This is a genomic window from Kitasatospora sp. NPDC092039, assembly GCF_044756065.1.
Classification (GTDB): Bacteria; Actinomycetota; Actinomycetes; order Streptomycetales; family Streptomycetaceae; genus Kitasatospora.
In genome coordinates, this window is sequence record NZ_JBIVSD010000026.1 from 24,398 (window position 1) to 38,728 (window position 14,331).

General features: G+C 75.1%; 13 protein-coding genes. 8 read left to right on the forward strand and 5 right to left on the reverse strand.

Annotated elements, in window-relative coordinates; translation table 11 throughout:
• The first annotated feature begins 100 nt into the window (after positions 1–100).
• On the forward strand, positions 101–1,282 hold the full coding sequence (locus ACIQI7_RS34820) for a hypothetical protein (protein ID WP_401117866.1): 1,182 nt from the start codon (positions 101–103) through the stop codon (positions 1,280–1,282).
• A gap of 288 nt (positions 1,283–1,570) precedes the next feature.
• Here the strand turns inward: ACIQI7_RS34820 and ACIQI7_RS34825 are convergent, their stop codons facing one another.
• On the reverse strand, positions 1,571–2,872 hold the full coding sequence (locus ACIQI7_RS34825; RefSeq protein ID WP_401117868.1) for an ABC transporter substrate-binding protein: 1,302 nt from the start codon (positions 2,870–2,872) through the stop codon (positions 1,571–1,573).
• Between the two features lie 173 nt (positions 2,873–3,045).
• On the opposite strand from ACIQI7_RS34825, the gene ACIQI7_RS34830 reads away from it, so the two are divergent.
• Together ACIQI7_RS34830 and purU are read left to right on the forward strand one after the other, a co-directional pair.
• Positions 3,046–3,561 carry a hypothetical protein gene (locus ACIQI7_RS34830; RefSeq protein WP_401117870.1) on the forward strand — a complete coding sequence of 172 codons (516 nt, stop codon included), beginning with the start codon at positions 3,046–3,048 and terminating at the stop codon, positions 3,559–3,561.
• 110 nt (positions 3,562–3,671) lie between these two features.
• Positions 3,672–4,538: a formyltetrahydrofolate deformylase gene (gene purU, locus ACIQI7_RS34835; protein WP_387759968.1), complete on the forward strand. Its 867-nt coding sequence runs from the start codon at positions 3,672–3,674 to the stop codon at positions 4,536–4,538.
• Positions 4,539–4,548: 10 nt separating this feature from the next.
• Here purU and ACIQI7_RS34840 read toward each other — a convergent pair whose 3' ends face one another.
• Positions 4,549–5,766 carry a zf-HC2 domain-containing protein gene (locus ACIQI7_RS34840; RefSeq protein WP_401117873.1) on the reverse strand — a complete coding sequence of 406 codons (1,218 nt, stop codon included), beginning with the start codon at positions 5,764–5,766 and terminating at the stop codon, positions 4,549–4,551.
• Positions 5,753–6,343 (reverse strand): sigma-70 family RNA polymerase sigma factor, encoded by a 591-nt coding sequence (locus ACIQI7_RS34845; protein ID WP_401117875.1) that lies wholly within the window; start codon positions 6,341–6,343, stop codon positions 5,753–5,755. Before ACIQI7_RS34845 ends, ACIQI7_RS34840 begins: the two co-directional genes overlap by 14 nt.
• A gap of 633 nt (positions 6,344–6,976) precedes the next feature.
• Here ACIQI7_RS34845 and ACIQI7_RS34850 point away from each other — a divergent pair.
• Positions 6,977–7,450 carry an ATP-binding protein gene (locus ACIQI7_RS34850; RefSeq protein ID WP_401117877.1) on the forward strand — a complete coding sequence of 158 codons (474 nt, stop codon included), beginning with the start codon at positions 6,977–6,979 and terminating at the stop codon, positions 7,448–7,450.
• A gap of 404 nt (positions 7,451–7,854) precedes the next feature.
• Here ACIQI7_RS34850 and ACIQI7_RS34855 read toward each other — a convergent pair whose 3' ends face one another.
• On the reverse strand, positions 7,855–8,883 hold the full coding sequence (locus ACIQI7_RS34855; protein ID WP_401117880.1) for a GlxA family transcriptional regulator: 1,029 nt from the start codon (positions 8,881–8,883) through the stop codon (positions 7,855–7,857).
• A gap of 131 nt (positions 8,884–9,014) precedes the next feature.
• Here ACIQI7_RS34855 and ACIQI7_RS34860 point away from each other — a divergent pair, with 131 nt between their 5' ends.
• The 4 genes from ACIQI7_RS34860 (at position 9,015) to ACIQI7_RS34875 (ending at position 12,665) form a co-directional block, all read left to right on the forward strand.
• A complete protein-coding gene (locus ACIQI7_RS34860; RefSeq protein ID WP_401117882.1) occupies positions 9,015–10,331 on the forward strand; it encodes an MFS transporter in 1,317 nt (438 codons plus the stop codon).
• Between the two features lie 131 nt (positions 10,332–10,462).
• Complete coding sequence (locus tag ACIQI7_RS34865; RefSeq protein ID WP_401117884.1) at positions 10,463–10,990, forward strand: GNAT family N-acetyltransferase; 528 nt, start codon at positions 10,463–10,465, stop codon at positions 10,988–10,990.
• A 134-nt stretch (positions 10,991–11,124) separates the two neighbouring features.
• Complete coding sequence (locus tag ACIQI7_RS34870) at positions 11,125–11,469, forward strand: DUF4229 domain-containing protein (RefSeq protein ID WP_387759979.1); 345 nt, start codon at positions 11,125–11,127, stop codon at positions 11,467–11,469.
• Between the two features lie 29 nt (positions 11,470–11,498).
• Complete coding sequence (locus ACIQI7_RS34875) at positions 11,499–12,665, forward strand: LacI family DNA-binding transcriptional regulator (protein WP_401117887.1); 1,167 nt, start codon at positions 11,499–11,501, stop codon at positions 12,663–12,665.
• Between the two features lie 253 nt (positions 12,666–12,918).
• On the opposite strand, the gene ACIQI7_RS34880 is transcribed toward ACIQI7_RS34875, so the two are convergent.
• Complete coding sequence (locus tag ACIQI7_RS34880) at positions 12,919–14,127, reverse strand: MFS transporter (RefSeq protein ID WP_401117889.1); 1,209 nt, start codon at positions 14,125–14,127, stop codon at positions 12,919–12,921.
• Positions 14,128–14,331: the final 204 nt, after the last annotated feature.

Consider the following 14,331-nt stretch of genomic DNA (forward strand, 5'->3'; position numbering starts at 1 on the left):
GGTAGCGTGGGCGCGACGTCCAAGGAACTGTGATGCTCCCAAGAACCGACGAGATGTGGTCCGCCGTCAGTGCGCGGTCCTGCACAGGTGAGGAATCGCGTTGAGTCAGCGCCGCTCGTACCCGAACTCCGGTGACTTCAACCTGGACGACCTGTTCCGCCCCGAGCCCGGCCAGCCGCAGGGGCAGCCGGGGCAGCCGGGCCAGCCGCAGGGCCACTCGGCCGTGCCGCCGGTGGGTCAGCCGTCCGGGCAGCCGGAGTACCTCGGCGAGGGCGCGCACGTGCTGCCGACCCAGGCCATGCCCGCGCAGCCGATGCCCGGCCAGGCTCCCTGGGGCGCCCCGCAGCCCGGGTACGGCGCCCCGCAGGCCGATCCGGCCCCGGAGACCCAGCACCTGCCGCCCTACCCGGTGGGCGACCCGCGGGCGGCCGGCTACCCGGCGGCGCAGGCCCAGCCCGGCTACCCGCAGCCGCAGCCCGCGCCGGGCTACCAGGGCTATCCGCCGGCCGCGCAGCCGCAGCCGGCCTACCCGGCGCAGGACTACCGCCAGGGTTACCCCCCGGAGCAGGGCCCGGGCTACGGTCAGGGCTTCGACCAGGGGTACGACGCGACCCAGGGGGACGGCTCGGGGCGCGGCGGACGCCCGTCCAACAAGCTGATCATCGGCGGCGTGGTGGCGGGCTGTGCGGCGGCCGGCATCCTGGTCGCCGTCCTGATGAGCGGCGGCGACGCGCCCAAGGACGAGAAGAAGGCCCCGGTGGCCGCCACCTCCGCCGCGACCGCCGCCACCCCCGGGACGCCGAGCGCGAGCGGCTCCGGTGCGGCCGTCGACCCGGAGGTCAAGGCCCAGGCGCAGCCGCTGTCGGACCTGCTGGGCACCGCGAGCGACAGCCGCAGCTCGGTGGTCTCCGCGGTCGCCTCGGTGCAGAAGTGCGACAAGCTGCCCGAGTCGCAGCAGGCGCTGACCGCCGCGGCCGGCAAGCGGCGCGAGCTGCAGAGCAAGCTCGGCCAGCTGAAGACCGACAAGCTGCCCGGCGGCCAGCAGCTGGTCGACCAGCTCAATGCGGCCTGGACGGCCTCGGCCCTGGCAGACGACGAGTACGCCGCCTGGGCGCAGGACGCCCAGGGCGCCTGCGACGCCAAGAAGCAGGACAACCAGCACTACAAGAACGCCGTCCAGGCGAGCGGCACCGCGACCACCGCGAAGAAGCAGGCCGCCACCCTCTGGAACGCGATCGCCGGCCAGACCGGACTGCCCAACCGGAGCGACGGCGACCTGTGAGCGACGGCGGGCCGTGATCGGCGCCGTCCTCTGAACGGCGACGGCTCCTGAACGGCGACGGCTCCTGAGCGGTGGGGGGGGGGGGCGGGCCGGGCCCCCCCCCCCCCCCCCCCCCCCCCCCGGCGGGCCCGGGGGGGGGGCCCCCCGCGGGCCGGCCCCGTGGGGCGGGGGGGGGGGCGGGGGGCCCCCCCCCCCGGCCCGGGGCCCCCCCCCCCCCCCCGGCCGGCCGGGGGGGGGGGGGGGGGGGGGCCGGCCCCCCCCCCCCCCCCACCGCTCACGGGCTCCGGGTCAGGCCGGCGGGCGGCCCCCGGTGAGCGCCCAGCGGACGTCGACGAAGCCCGGCTGCTGCAGGGTCATCCGGCCGTTCTTGACCACCTGGTAGGTGACCCAGGTGTTCACCAGCCGCGGCGACCCGCTGCTGGGCAGCATGTTGGTGGTGCCCCAGTTCAGCGGCGGGGTGATCCCGACGTCGATGCCCTCGCCGCTGTCCAGCAGCGAGGAGACCGCCTTCGGGGTGACCGGCTTGCCGGCCTCCGCGAGCTTCTGCACCGCCGTCCGGAACACCTCGTACGCGACCCAGGTGGTCTGCACGCCCGGGTCGGAGACGTCGATGGGGTGCCCGCCGGTGGTGTCGGTGCGCACCACCGCGCGTAGTCCGTCCCAGATCTTCGCCGACTCCGGCGGGTACCAGCTGGTGACGTAGGCGCCGCCGAGCGGGCCGGTGTCGCCGCCGGTGGAGTCCACCACCGACTGCTGGACGCTGCCGATCACCGAGGCGATCCGGGTGTTCTTCGGGTTCAGCCGCCGGTAGGAGTCCAGCAGGTTGCCGGTCGGCTCGGCGGCCAGGGCGCTGGTGACGCAGTTGCCCGGCTCGTCCTTGCCGATCGCCTTGCGGACCACCGGGGTGTAGTCGGAGGACTGCTCGGGCGCCTTGACGTCCGTCAGCCTGATCCCGGCCGGCCGCAGCGCGGTGCCCAGGTAGCCGAGCAGGTTGTCGCCGGCCGGGGTGTCCGGGCGGACCAGGGCGACGGACTTGCAGCCGGCGTCCACCAGCTGGCGGCCGTTGCCCGAGATCAGGGCCGGCATGCCGCCGTCCACCGGGTAGGACAGCGGGCTGGTGAACTCCGGCTGGGAGAGTCCGTAGCCGCCGATCAGCGGGATGCCGGCGCGCTCCAGCACCGGCATGAACGCCTCGCCCCACTGGCTGTAGGAGCCGATCACGGCGACCACCTTGGCGTCCACCGCCTGCTGGGCGCAGGCGCGGGCACCGTCCGCGGTGTTGTGCTCGTTGCAGGTGATCACCCGCAGCCGGTGGCCGTTCACTCCGCCCTTGGTGTTGACGTCCTGGCCGATGGCGGAGGCGAGCGCGGTCATGCCCGGGCGGTCGGCGGATCCCGTCCCGGCCGGGGCCCAGGTCATCACGGTCAGATCGTTGCCGCTGGTGGAGGCATCGGCCGGTCCGCCGCACGCGGAGGCCGAGAAGAGGGTGGGGAGCAGGGCCGCGGTGGTCACGGCGGCTGCGATCGGGCGTCGGCGGCGGCGTCGCGCGATCTGGGGACGGGCCTGGAACGAGTCCCTTCGGCTGGTCATCGCTAATCCCTCTCTGGGCGCACTCCGGCGCACCGGGACCAGCCAAGCCCCGGCGCCACAAGCCGAGAGGGCCGAAATGCGAACGGACGGCAAACGGCCGCCGAAATCCGGGGAGGTACGCGTGTAGATCGCGAGTGGAGCACGAACAGACGGGGAACGTACGATCGTTCACCATGTCCGCCAGCACAGATTCTTCGCACCGGTACGCCCGAAACACTTCTCGTCCGGGCCACCGCTCCAGCACGATGGGCGGCATGCCGCTCAACGACCTGCCCTGGTGGCGCTGGCGAGCCCGACTGCGCTCGGCGCTGCACATGCTGTCCGACCCCGGTTTCCAGCAGGAGACCTGGCTGACCGGGAGAGAGGGGTACGGCGACGTGACCGACGCCGTCTACCGGCTGGTCGAGGACACCTGGCTGGACCGCTGGTCGGCCGAGAAGTACGTCGGGACGATCCTCCGCGACTCCGCCGAGGCCGCGCTGGTGGACGTCGCGGTGCTGCGGGCCGTGCAGATGCTGCACGAGGTCGGTGCGGACGCGCCGGCCTCCGCCTACCTCGGCCACCCCGGCTGGCCGGAGACCGTCCGGGCCGCCCGGGAGGCGCACGTCGCACTGGCCGTGGGAGACGGGGACGACCCGGACGCGGCGCCGAAGTCGCTGGACGTGCTGCGCATCCTCACCCAGGTCTGAGCCGCCGGGCACCCACCGTCCCGCAGTACGGGCAGCGGGGCGGCGGGTGTCCGGGATGTGACACGCTGGACCATCCACGCACGTCACGACCTCAGAACGGAACACCCCCAGTGGAACAGCAGCCGGCCAGCGCCCAGTACGTCCTCACGCTGTCCTGCCCCGACAAGCAGGGCATCGTCCACGCTGTCTCCAGCTACCTCTTCATGACCGGCTGCAACATCATCGACAGCCAGCAGTTCGGGGACGCGGACAGCGGGCTCTTCTTCATGCGGGTGCACTTCTCCGCCCCCGAGCCGGTCACCGCCGACAAGCTGCGGGCCAGCTTCGCCGCGATCGGCGCCTCCTTCGGGATGGACTGGCAGATCCACCCGACCGAGGAGCGGATGCGGATCGTCCTCATGGTCAGCAGGTTCGGGCACTGCCTGAACGACCTGCTCTACCGCACCCGGATCGGCGCCCTGCCGGTGGAGATCGCCGCGGTGGTCTCCAACCACACCGACCTGCGGGACCTGACCGAGAGCTACGGCGTCCCCTTCCACCACATCCCGGTCACCAAGGACACCAAGGCCGAGGCCGAGCGGCAGCTGCTCGACCTGGTCGCCAAGGAGAACGTCGAACTGGTCGTGCTGGCCCGCTACATGCAGGTGCTCTCCGACCAGCTGTGCACCGAGCTGTCCGGCCGCGTGATCAACATCCACCACTCCTTCCTGCCGAGCTTCAAGGGCGCCAAGCCGTACCACCAGGCGCACGCGCGCGGCGTGAAGCTGATCGGTGCCACCGCGCACTACGTCACCGCCGACCTGGACGAGGGCCCGATCATCGAGCAGGAGGTGGCCCGGGTCACCCACGACGTCAGCCCCGACCAGCTGGTCGCGCTCGGCCGGGACGTCGAGTGCCAGGCGCTGGCCCGCGCGGTGAAGTGGCACAGCGAGCACCGGGTGCTGCTGGACGGGACCCGTACGGTCGTCTTCGCCTAGGAGACGCCGGCTACGGCCGGGAGAGCAGCGGGAGCGCGTGCAGCACCTCGCGGACCGCGGCGCGGTCGCCGTGCTCGCCGACCGGCAGCCGGTCCGGGTCGCGGTGGGCGGCGGCCAGCTGGCACAGCTCCAGGCCGTCCAGCACCATCGAGGCCACCGGCTCGCCGCCGCCGTTCCCTGCGGGTGAGCCGTCGGCGGCGCCGGGACGGTCGTCGCCGTCCAGGCTGACCAGCCACTCGCCGCCCGCCGGGCCGTCGACCATCAGCCGCACCCGCCGAGCCGTCCGGGGCCCGCCCGCCGACGCGCCCGGCGCCCCGGCGTGCTCGGGCCGGGCGGCGCGCAGCCCGGCCAGCGCCCGGGGGAGCAGCCGGACCACCAGCTCCACCATCTGCCGCAGGTGCTGCGGCGCCGGCGGATCGTACGGGTAGGCGACCGCCCGGGCCACGTCCTCGCCGTGCACGAAGCACTCGAAGGCGCGGTCCACGAAGGCGTCGCGCAGCGGCAGCACCGCGAAGCCGTAGTCGACCGGGGTGTTGCCCTGCGGCGCGAGCGCGGCGCCGCGCACCAGGTCGTGGGCCTGCCGCCGCCAGCGGGAGCGCACCGACTGCGGGGCCAGGCCGTCCTGGTCGGCGATCAGCCGGGCGGTGCGCGCGCTGATCGCGGTGTACGGGCCGCCCTGCGGCGGGACCCTCGGCACGGCCGGTCCGGCGGCCGGCTCCTGCGGCGGCACCCGCCGCCCGGCCGGTGCGGCGGGCGGGCCGGGGGCGGCCGGCACCGGGTCGGGCAGGCCGAGCGCCATCGCCAGGAAGCCGTCCACCGCGGTCAGATGGCCCAGCACCTCGGCCGGGCGCAGCCGCTCGGTGCCGCCGTGCCACGGCAGTTCGGCCACCTCCTGCCACTCCTCCGGGCCGAGGTCGCGCAGCAGCGCGTCGAGCTTGGCGGTCTCCGCCGTGTACGGCACGCCCCACGCGGGGACGGGCAGTTCGGCCGGGCGGCGGGCCAGGCACCAGTCGAGCACCTGCTGGCGCAGCGGGCCGGGCTGGTCCAGCGGCTCGTCCAGGGAGAGCCAGCCGGCCGCCTCGCGCAGCCGGGACGCCTCCTCGGCGCACTCCCGGCAGCCGCGCAGGTGCTGCTCCAACTCGGCGGCCTCGCGGGCCGGACAGGCACCGAGGGCCCACGCGCCGAGCAGCGAGCGCAGGGCGTCGTGCCGCTCCTCAGTGCTGCTCACGTCTCCCCGTTCCCGTCCCCGGCCCGTGCCCGCCGGTTCCGTCCTGGCGGGCGCGTTCGTCGGCCAGTTCGGTGGCCAGCAGCTCCAGACCGAGCCGCATCCGCTGCTTGGCGGCCTGTTCGCTGATGCCGAGCAGCCGGGCCGTCTCGCGGTAGGTGCGGCCGTCGTAGTAGGTCACCGCGATGGTCTCACGCAGGGGTCGGGGCAGGGAGTCGACCACGTACTGCATCCGCGCGGCGGTGGCCACGGCACGGATCTCGGCCTCCGCGCCGGGCGCGGGCTCGGCGGCCCGGCGCGCCCGCAGCCGTTCGACCGCGCGGTGGTGGGTCAGCGCGCCGAGCCAGGAGCGCAGGGTGCCGCGGGCGGGGTCGAAGTCCTCGGGGTGCTCCCAGACATGGGCGAAGATCTCCCGGGTGAGCTGGGTGGCGGCGGCCTGGTCGGCCAGTATCCGCCCGGCCAGGCCGTGCACCATCGGCGCGAGCTGGTCGTAGAGTTCGCCGAGCGCCGTCTCCTCGCCGCGGGCGAGGCGGCGTTGCAACTGCTCGTCCCAGCGCGGGGGCCGCTCCGGGGTGGCCATCGGGAACCACCCTCCTGACCGGGTTCGCTGGCGTACCCAACGGTATCTTGCGGCCGGGCGGCGCCGGGGGCGATTCCGGCAAGAACGGAACCGTTCCCCACGGATCGCCGTCCTCGTGGAAGTGCCGCCCGGCGCGGAGCTCCCGGCCCGCTCCGTCGGGTCCGGATCGGGCCGTCGTCCGTCGTCCGCCGCTTGCCGTCCGCCGCCCGCCGGGGCCGCTGTTCGAGCGCCGATGGACATATGTCGCACGGGTGGTTCGCGAGTGGCGGCCGGGGTGGGCGGGGCGCGCGGCGGTAGGTTCCCGACTGCGGGACCGGCCGGGCGGCCCGGGCCGGACGATCACCGGTGCGAGGCTCGCGAGAGTGAGCGGGACAGTATGCACTGCCCTGTCGCCCGATCGCCGGAATATGCCCGAAGCGCTTGCTGCTGTCCGTCCCCCCGCCCATCCTGAGGCGTATTCGTGTCGCGGCCGGTGACCGACCGACGAGCCGGCGCGGACGAGTGGGCGCGGGCGGGCGGACCGGGCGGGCGCCCGGGTACGGCTCGGGTGGCGCCGGACGACGGGCCGGGGCCCGCCGGCCGGACCGGCCCGATCGGGACTAAGGCCGAACTGCGAGTGCAGGTGGTGGAGCGGTGCAGGTTCTTCAGGTACAGCTGGCGGTGGAGGCCGACCCCGCCGAGGTCGGGCGGGCCCGCCGGTGGGTGCGCTCGCGGCTGCTGAACCACGGGGTGGACCCGGACGCGCCGATGGCCGAGACGGTGGTGCTGGTGGTCTCGGAGCTGGTGACCAACGCCGTGGTGCACACCGGCTGTCCGGCCGTGCTGCGGCTCTGCCTGCCGGTGGCCGGGGACGCGCCGCAGGACGGGCCGGCCGCCCCGCTGCGGGTGGAGGTGGCCGACGCGAGCCGGGTCGCCCCGGCCCCGCGGCACGCGGGCGCGGACGAGGACGCGACCAACGGGCGCGGCCTGGAGCTGGTCGAGCTGCTCTGCGAGCGCTGGGGCTGGTACCCGGACGGATCGGGCAAGCGGGTCTGGTGCGAGATCGGCAGCGACGCCCGCCCGGCCGATCCGCTGGCGGACGTGGACTGGGCGGCTTTGGCGCAATAGCGGCTTTCGCGGCGGCCGTCGGACCGTGCCGATCACCGGCGCCGATCACCGGCCGAAAGGTGACGCAACCATTCCGAATTTCGGACTACCCATTGACGTGACGTATCCGACTGATCACGCTTGGGTGCGGCGCTCCGTTGCGAGGGGACGCCGAGGGGACGTCCGTCCACCGCCGCGGTGCTGCTGTCCAGGGGATTCGTGCCAGCAGGGGGGATCGCGGACGGCCGGTCGCGGGCCGCTCCTTGGCGAGTGCGGAGGGTGTGGCGCGGGTTCAGGGCTTGCGCGCCGCGATTGGATGGCGGCCTGCCGTGCCGTGCTCGGGGCGCGCGCGGCCTGCCGCCATCCAATGCGCCGCCCGCGAGCGGCGAGATCCGGCCACCGGTCGGCCGATGCCCGGGGAACGCTCAGGAAGCGCTCCGGACAGGGCTTTCGGGGAGCGTGCGGCTCTCGGGGAGGGTGCGGCTCTCGGGGAGGGTGCGAAAGGTGCGCCGGTAGGCGCTCGGCGCCACGTCGAGCCGGCCGCGCAGCTGCAGCCGCAGCGAGGCGGCGGTGCCGAAACCGGACTCCCGGGCGACCTGGTCGATCGTCAGGTCGGTCCGCTCCAGCAACTGGCGGGCCCGCTCGGTGCGCTGGGTGGTGATCCACTGGCCGGGGCTGGCACCGGTCTCCTCGCGGAAGCGCCGGGTGAAGGTCCGTACGCTCATCCCCGCCCGGTCGGCGAGCTGCCGCAGCGCCAGCGGCCGGTCCAGGTGCTCCAGGGCCCAGGCGCGCACCGCGGCGGTGCCGCTGTCGTCGGCGTCCACCGGACTCGGGGCCTCCACGTACTGCTTCTGGCCGCCCTCGCGCCACGGCGGCACCAGGCAGTTGCGGGCCACCGCGTTGGCCACCGCGCTGCCGTGGTCGCGGCGCACCACGTGCAGGCACAGGTCCACCCCGGCGGCCACCCCGCCGGAGGTGAGGACGTCGCCGTCGTCGGTGTAGAGCACGTCTGGGTCCAGCCGCACCCGGGGGAACAGCCGGGCGAAGTGCTCGGTGTAGCGCCAGTGGGTGGTGGCCGGGCGGCCGTCCAGCAGCCCGGCGGCGGCCAGGATGAAGGAGCCGGTGCAGATCGACATCAGCCGGGTGCCGGGCCGGATCCGGGCCAGGGCGGCGGCCAGCTCCGAGGTGAAGCAGGCGTCGGCGACGGCCGGGCTGGAGTCGGAGGAGGCCGGGATCAGCACCGTGTCGGCGCGCTCCAGGAGTTCGGACCCGTGGTCGACCATGATCCGGAAGTCGGCGCTGGTGGTGACCGGCCGTCCGTCCAGGGTGCAGGTGGCCACCTCGTACAGCGGCTGCCCGGCCGGGTCCTTGGCGCCGCCGAAGATGCGGGCGGGGATGCCGAGTTCGAAGGCGATCACGCCCTCCAGGGCGAGTACCGCGACCAGGTGTGCCATGCCGTCCCTCGGGGTGCGGGTGGATTCGGGGTGGGGTCGGGCCAGCGTACCGCCGCTCCTGGCCCGATTCTTGCGAAAGCTGTCATTCAGGCCACTCGTCCCGCTCCGGCCGGCCCGGAACACTCGTCCGCGTGACCGAACGCAGCGCCCTCGCCCCCACGTCCCGCTCCGGACCGCCCGCCCCGGCCAAGCGCCCCCGGGTGCACTACGCCTGGGTGGTGGCCGCCGTCTCCCTGCTCGTCCTGCTCGGCTCGGCCGGCTTCCGCTCCACGCCGAGCCTGATGATGGACGCCCTGCACAACGAGTTCGGCTGGTCGCTCGGGACGATCTCCAGCGCCACCTCCGTCAACCTGACGCTCTACGGCCTGACCGCCCCCTTCGCCGCCGCCCTGATGGACCGTTTCGGCGTGCGGCTGGTGGTGGTCTGCGCGCTGCTGACCATCTCGGTCGGCGCCGGGCTGACCATGCTGATGCGCGAGCCCTGGCAACTGGTGCTCTGCTGGGGCGTGCTGGTCGGCCTCGGCAGCGGCTCGATGGCCGGCGCCTTCGCCACCACCATCACCGGCCGCTGGTTCCAGGCCCGCCAGGGTCTGGTCACCGGGGTGCTGACCGCCGCCGGAGCGGCGGGCAACCTGGTCTTCCTCCCGGTCGGCGCCTGGCTGGTCGAGCAGCACGGCTGGCGCTCGGCGGTGGTCGTGGTCTCGCTCGCGGCCAGCGCCGTCGCCGTCCCGGTCCTGCTGCTGATGCGCGAGCGGCCCGCCGACCTGGGCCTGCTCCCGTACGGCGCGACCGAGGCCCCGCCCGCGCCGGCCGCCAACGGCCGCGCCCTGGCCCGCTCGCTGCGGGTGCTGCGGAACGCCGCCCGCAGCCGGGCGTTCTGGCTGCTGGCCGGCTCCTTCGCGATCTGCGGCGCCACCACCGCCGGCCTGGTCGGCACCCACTTCATCCCGGCCGCGCACGACCACGGCATGCCGGTCACCACCGCCGCGAGCCTGCTCGCCCTGATCGGCGTGTTCGACGTGCTCGGCACCGTCTTCAGCGGCTGGCTCACCGACCGGGTCGACTCCCGGCTGCTGCTGACCGTCTACTACGGGCTGCGCGGCCTGTCCCTGCTCCTGCTGCCGCAGCTGCTGGCCGGCTCGCTCCAGCCGCCGATCCTCGCCTTCGTGATCTTCTACGGGCTGGACTGGGTGGCCACCGTGCCGCCGACCGTCGCGCTCTGCCGCCGGCACTTCGGCGAGGACGCCCCGATCGTCTTCGGCTGGGTGCTCGCCGCCCACCAGATCGGCGCGGCCGTCGTCGCCGGACTGGCCGGACTGGCCCGGGACGCGCTCGGCAACTACGACCTCACCTGGTACGGCGCCGGCGCGCTGTGCGCGGTCGCGGTCGGGCTCTGCCTGGCGCTGCGCAGCGGGCGGTCCGACGGGGCGGTGCCGGCCCTGCCGTGAGGGTCGGCGCTCCGCAGGTGGGGGCGGTGCCGGTCCGCCCGGGCCTGCTGGTCCGCCCGGTCCGCCCGGGCCTGCTGGTCCGCCCGGGCCTTCCGGTAGGACCGTCGTACCGGAGGTCTAGGCTCCGCTCCATGGCGCTCACCTTCACCCTGGACCCCAAGCTCGACCCCGACCTGCGGACGGACATCGTCCGGCTGTGGGCGGACGTCACCAACGCCGGCGGGGCGGTCGGATTCCTGGCGCCGGTCACTGAGGAGGAGGTCTGGGACACCGCCGACCACCAGTTCGCCGGGGTCGAGCCGGACGGCCCGGACCGGCTGCTGGTCGCGCACGAGAGCGCGACGGGCCGGCTGGTCGGGGTGCTGTTCTTCGAGTCGATGCGGTTCGGCCCGATGGAGCACTGGCGGATGCTCAAGCGGGTCATGGTGCACCCCGACTTCCAGGGCCGCGGCCACGGCGCCCGACTGCTGGCCGAGGCCGAGCGGGTGGCCCGGGCGTGGGGCCTGGAGTCGCTGCGGCTCACCGCGCGCGGCGGCCTGGGACTGGAGCGGTTCTACGCCCGCGGCGGCTACCGGGAGGTCGGCCGGGTGCCGGCCGCGATCCGGGTCGCCCCCGGGGACGACCGGGACGACATCACCATGTGGCTCGATCTGCGCTGAGACCCGCCCGGGCGGGTCGGCCGGGCCGGGTGGGCGGGTCGGCCGGGCCGGATCGGGTGACCCGTGCCCCTCCCGCCCTGTCAGGCATGCTTGACTGGAGGACCCGCCCCAGCGCAAGAAGAAGGATGTGTCGAGTGACCAGCAACGGCCCGGAGAAGTCGCACGCCACGCTCCGCTACACCTCCATGCGGGTCAGCATCTTCCTCGGCTGCCTGCTGGTGGCCCTGCTGCTCGGGCACTTCCAGATCATCCCGGTCAGTGGTGAGGCCGGCATGATCTTCCTGTTCCTGCTGGCCGCGGTCGCCTCCGCGCCGCTCAGCTACGCGCTGCTGAGCAAGCAGCGCGACGCGATGTCCGCGCAGATCAGCGGCAAGGTCTCCGGGATGCGCAGCCGTACGGCGGAGCGGATCGCCGCGCAGAACGCCGAGGAGGACGCCGCCGACGACGCCGCCCGCGCGGCCACCGCCGGCCAGGGCTGACCCCGGCCCCGCCCACGAGCGCAGCCGCCGTGTCCGCCACCCGGGACTCCGTGCCGTCCGAGCCGTCGCCGGAGCCGTCGTCCGAGCAGCCGCCCGCCGAGGTGGCACCCGCCGAGCAGCCGCCCGTGGAGGGGGTTTCCGGCACCTGGCCGGCCCCCGTCCGCCGGCCCACCGGGCGGGACGTGGCCCGGCTCGCCGGGGTCTCCCAGGCCACCGTCTCCCTGGTCTTCTCCGGCGCCGAGGCCGGCCGACGGGTCTCCGAGGCCACCCGCGGGAGGGTCCGGGAGGCCGCCCGCAGCCTCGGCTACCGCCCGCAGGCGGCCGGCCGGCAGCTGCGGCTCGGCCGCAGCGGGATGATCCTGCTGGCCGTGCCGAACCTCCAGGGCCCGTTCTTCGGCCGGGTGCTGGAGGGTGTCCACGAGGAGGCCGGCCGCAACGGCCTGGCCGTGGTGGTCAGTTCCGGCTGGGGCAGCGCCACCCTCGCCGAGGCCGCCACCGCCGGCCGCTTCGACGGCCTGCTGATCTGCTCGCCGGACGACAGCCAGCTCGGCGAACTGCCCGCCGACACCCCCGCGGTCTTCCTGGACGCCGACCCGGGCACCGACCGGGCGCGTCCGACCGTCGAACTGGACGTGGCCGGCGGGATGCGCGCCGCGGTCGAGCACCTGGCCGCGCTCGGCCACCGCCGGATCGGTCGGCTGCGGTCCAGCCACGCCGCGTACACCTTCCGGGTCCGGCAGGCCGCCTTCGAGCAGGCGGTTCGTGAACTCGACCTGGACGTCGTGGAGTTGGGTGTGAGCCTGAACGACGGGCACCGGGCCGCCCGGTCCGTGGCGGGCCGACTGCTGGAGCGGGCGGACCGGCCGCGCGCGGTGGTCTGCGACGACGACGTGGTCGCCTCCGGGGTCTACCAGGCCGCCGCCGAGCTGGGGTTGCGGGTGCCGGAGGACCTGTCGGTGGTCGGCATGGACAACGTCGCGGTGGCCGCGCTGCTCGCCCCGCCGCTGACCACCGTCGACCTGCCCGGTGAGGAGCTGGGCCGGGCGGGCGCGGCCGCGCTGGCGGCCCTGCTGCGCGGGGAGCGGGTGGCGCCGGTCGCGCCGCTGGCCACCTCGCTGGTGCTGCGCTCCTCCACGGCTCCGGCCGCTACCGCTCCGGCCGCTACCGCTCCGGCCGCTACGGCTTCGACGCGCTGACCACGGCGCGTCAGCTCCGGGTGCGCGGAACGGCTCCGTCCGCACCGCCCCCGACCCCACCGGCAGCCCGCTGCTGCGGGCCCGGCCCGCAGCCGGCCGTGCCCGGTGCCGTCGCCCCGGGCTTCGGCGCGCTGCTCACGGTGGTCGCCCGGCGCCGTCGGGGCCGCCGCAGCTGAACACCCGCAGTCGGGTGGACGAGGGGACCGCGCCCGCCGGCCAGACCACCGGCGGGCGCGGTCGTTCACGGGGTGGGTCAGCCCACCGGGACGGGCTGCGCGGCAGGGGCGAGCGGCACCGGGTGGAACCAGCGCCGGGCGCCGAACAGCAGCAGCCCGCCGAGCGCGATCCCGCCCGCCGCGCACAGCGCCACCGGGCGCAGCGAGTCCTCGGCGAGCTTGCCGGAGACGGCGTAGCCGAGCGAGTTGCCGGTGGCGAACAGCGTCACCAGCCAGGCGAAGGCCTCGGTGACGGTGCCGGTCGGAGCCAGTTCGGCGACCAGCACGAACGCGGCCGCCAGCAGCGGGGCCAGCATGATCCCGGAGAGGAAGGCCAGCGCGGCCATCGGGTAGGGGCCGGGCAGGGCGAGCAGCGGCAGGTAGGAGGCGGCCATCGCGAGGGCCATCATCCAGGTCCGGGTGGCCGTGGTCCGCCGCCACTTGACCGCGCCGTAGGCGAGGGCGCCGAGCAGGCCGCCGAGCGCCGCCAGCGCCAGCAGGGTGCCTCCGCCGCCGGGCAGGGAGCCGACGTGCTGCTCGGCGTAGGCGATGAACAGCACGTTCTGGGCGCCGACCGCCCAGCCGGCCCCGGCCAGTCCGACCAGGAGCAGCACCAGCCCGGGGGAGCGCAGCGGTCCGAGCAGTCCGGCGGACTGCTCCCGCGCCGGGGCGCGCCAGGCCCGGGCGGGCCCGGCGGTGGCCACGACCAGTGCGCCGACGAGTCCGAGCCCGGCGGCCACCCAGAGCGCGGCGACCGGGCTGAACAGCCCGGAGATGGCGGCGACGGCCAGCGGCCCGGCCACGTACAGGATCTGCTGGGACGCGGAGTCGAAGGCGTACGCGGTGTCGAGCTGTTCCTCCTCGACCACGTCCGGCCAGAGCGAGCGCAGGCAGGGCTCCAGCGGGGGCATGGCGAGACCGGCGATCGCGGCGCCGACCGGTGCGGCGAGCGCGGAGCCGGGGGCGAGGGCGAGCAGCGCGTACCCGCCGCCGGCCACCACGGCGGAGGCGAGCAGGACGCGCGGCTGTCCGGTGCGGTCCACGATCCGGCCGAGCACCGGCCCGCCGACGGCGGCGGCGATCGCGTAGGCGGAGGTGGCCAGGCCGACCCGGCCGTACGTCACCCCGGCGTCGCGCAGGGCGAGGGCGATGACGAGGGCGGTCATGCCGGCGGGCAGCCGGCCGAGCAGGGTGCCGAGCAGCAGACGGGTGACGTGCGGGGCACGGAGCAGGGCGAGGTAGCCCATCGGGATCCTCTCCGGGTGGGCAGGCGGGGGCGGGGACGTCGTCAAAGTTATACGTATAACCACTCAACGGTCAATCGGGCCGCCTGGTTGGACTGATGGGGCGTCAGCTTCGTTCGTGCCCGGATCGCGGGTTCACGGCGGGCCCCGGATGGGGAGGGACTCCCTGTGATCTCAAACAAGTACTTTGAACATCTCAAACCTTTG

What these genes read in the sequence shown, in the direction of transcription:
- ACIQI7_RS34825 (WP_401117868.1), bottom strand. Translation starts at nt 2,872, where the DNA reads ATGACCAGCCGAAGGGACTCGTTCCAGGCCCGTCCCCAGATCGCGCGA.
- ACIQI7_RS34830 (WP_401117870.1), top strand. Translation starts at nt 3,046, where the DNA reads ATGTCCGCCAGCACAGATTCTTCGCACCGGTACGCCCGAAACACTTCT.
- ACIQI7_RS34845 (WP_401117875.1), bottom strand. Translation starts at nt 6,343, where the DNA reads ATGGCCACCCCGGAGCGGCCCCCGCGCTGGGACGAGCAGTTGCAACGC.
- ACIQI7_RS34855 (WP_401117880.1), bottom strand. Translation starts at nt 8,883, where the DNA reads ATGGCACACCTGGTCGCGGTACTCGCCCTGGAGGGCGTGATCGCCTTC.
- ACIQI7_RS34865 (WP_401117884.1), top strand. Translation starts at nt 10,463, where the DNA reads ATGGCGCTCACCTTCACCCTGGACCCCAAGCTCGACCCCGACCTGCGG.
- ACIQI7_RS34880 (WP_401117889.1), bottom strand. Translation starts at nt 14,127, where the DNA reads ATGGGCTACCTCGCCCTGCTCCGTGCCCCGCACGTCACCCGTCTGCTG.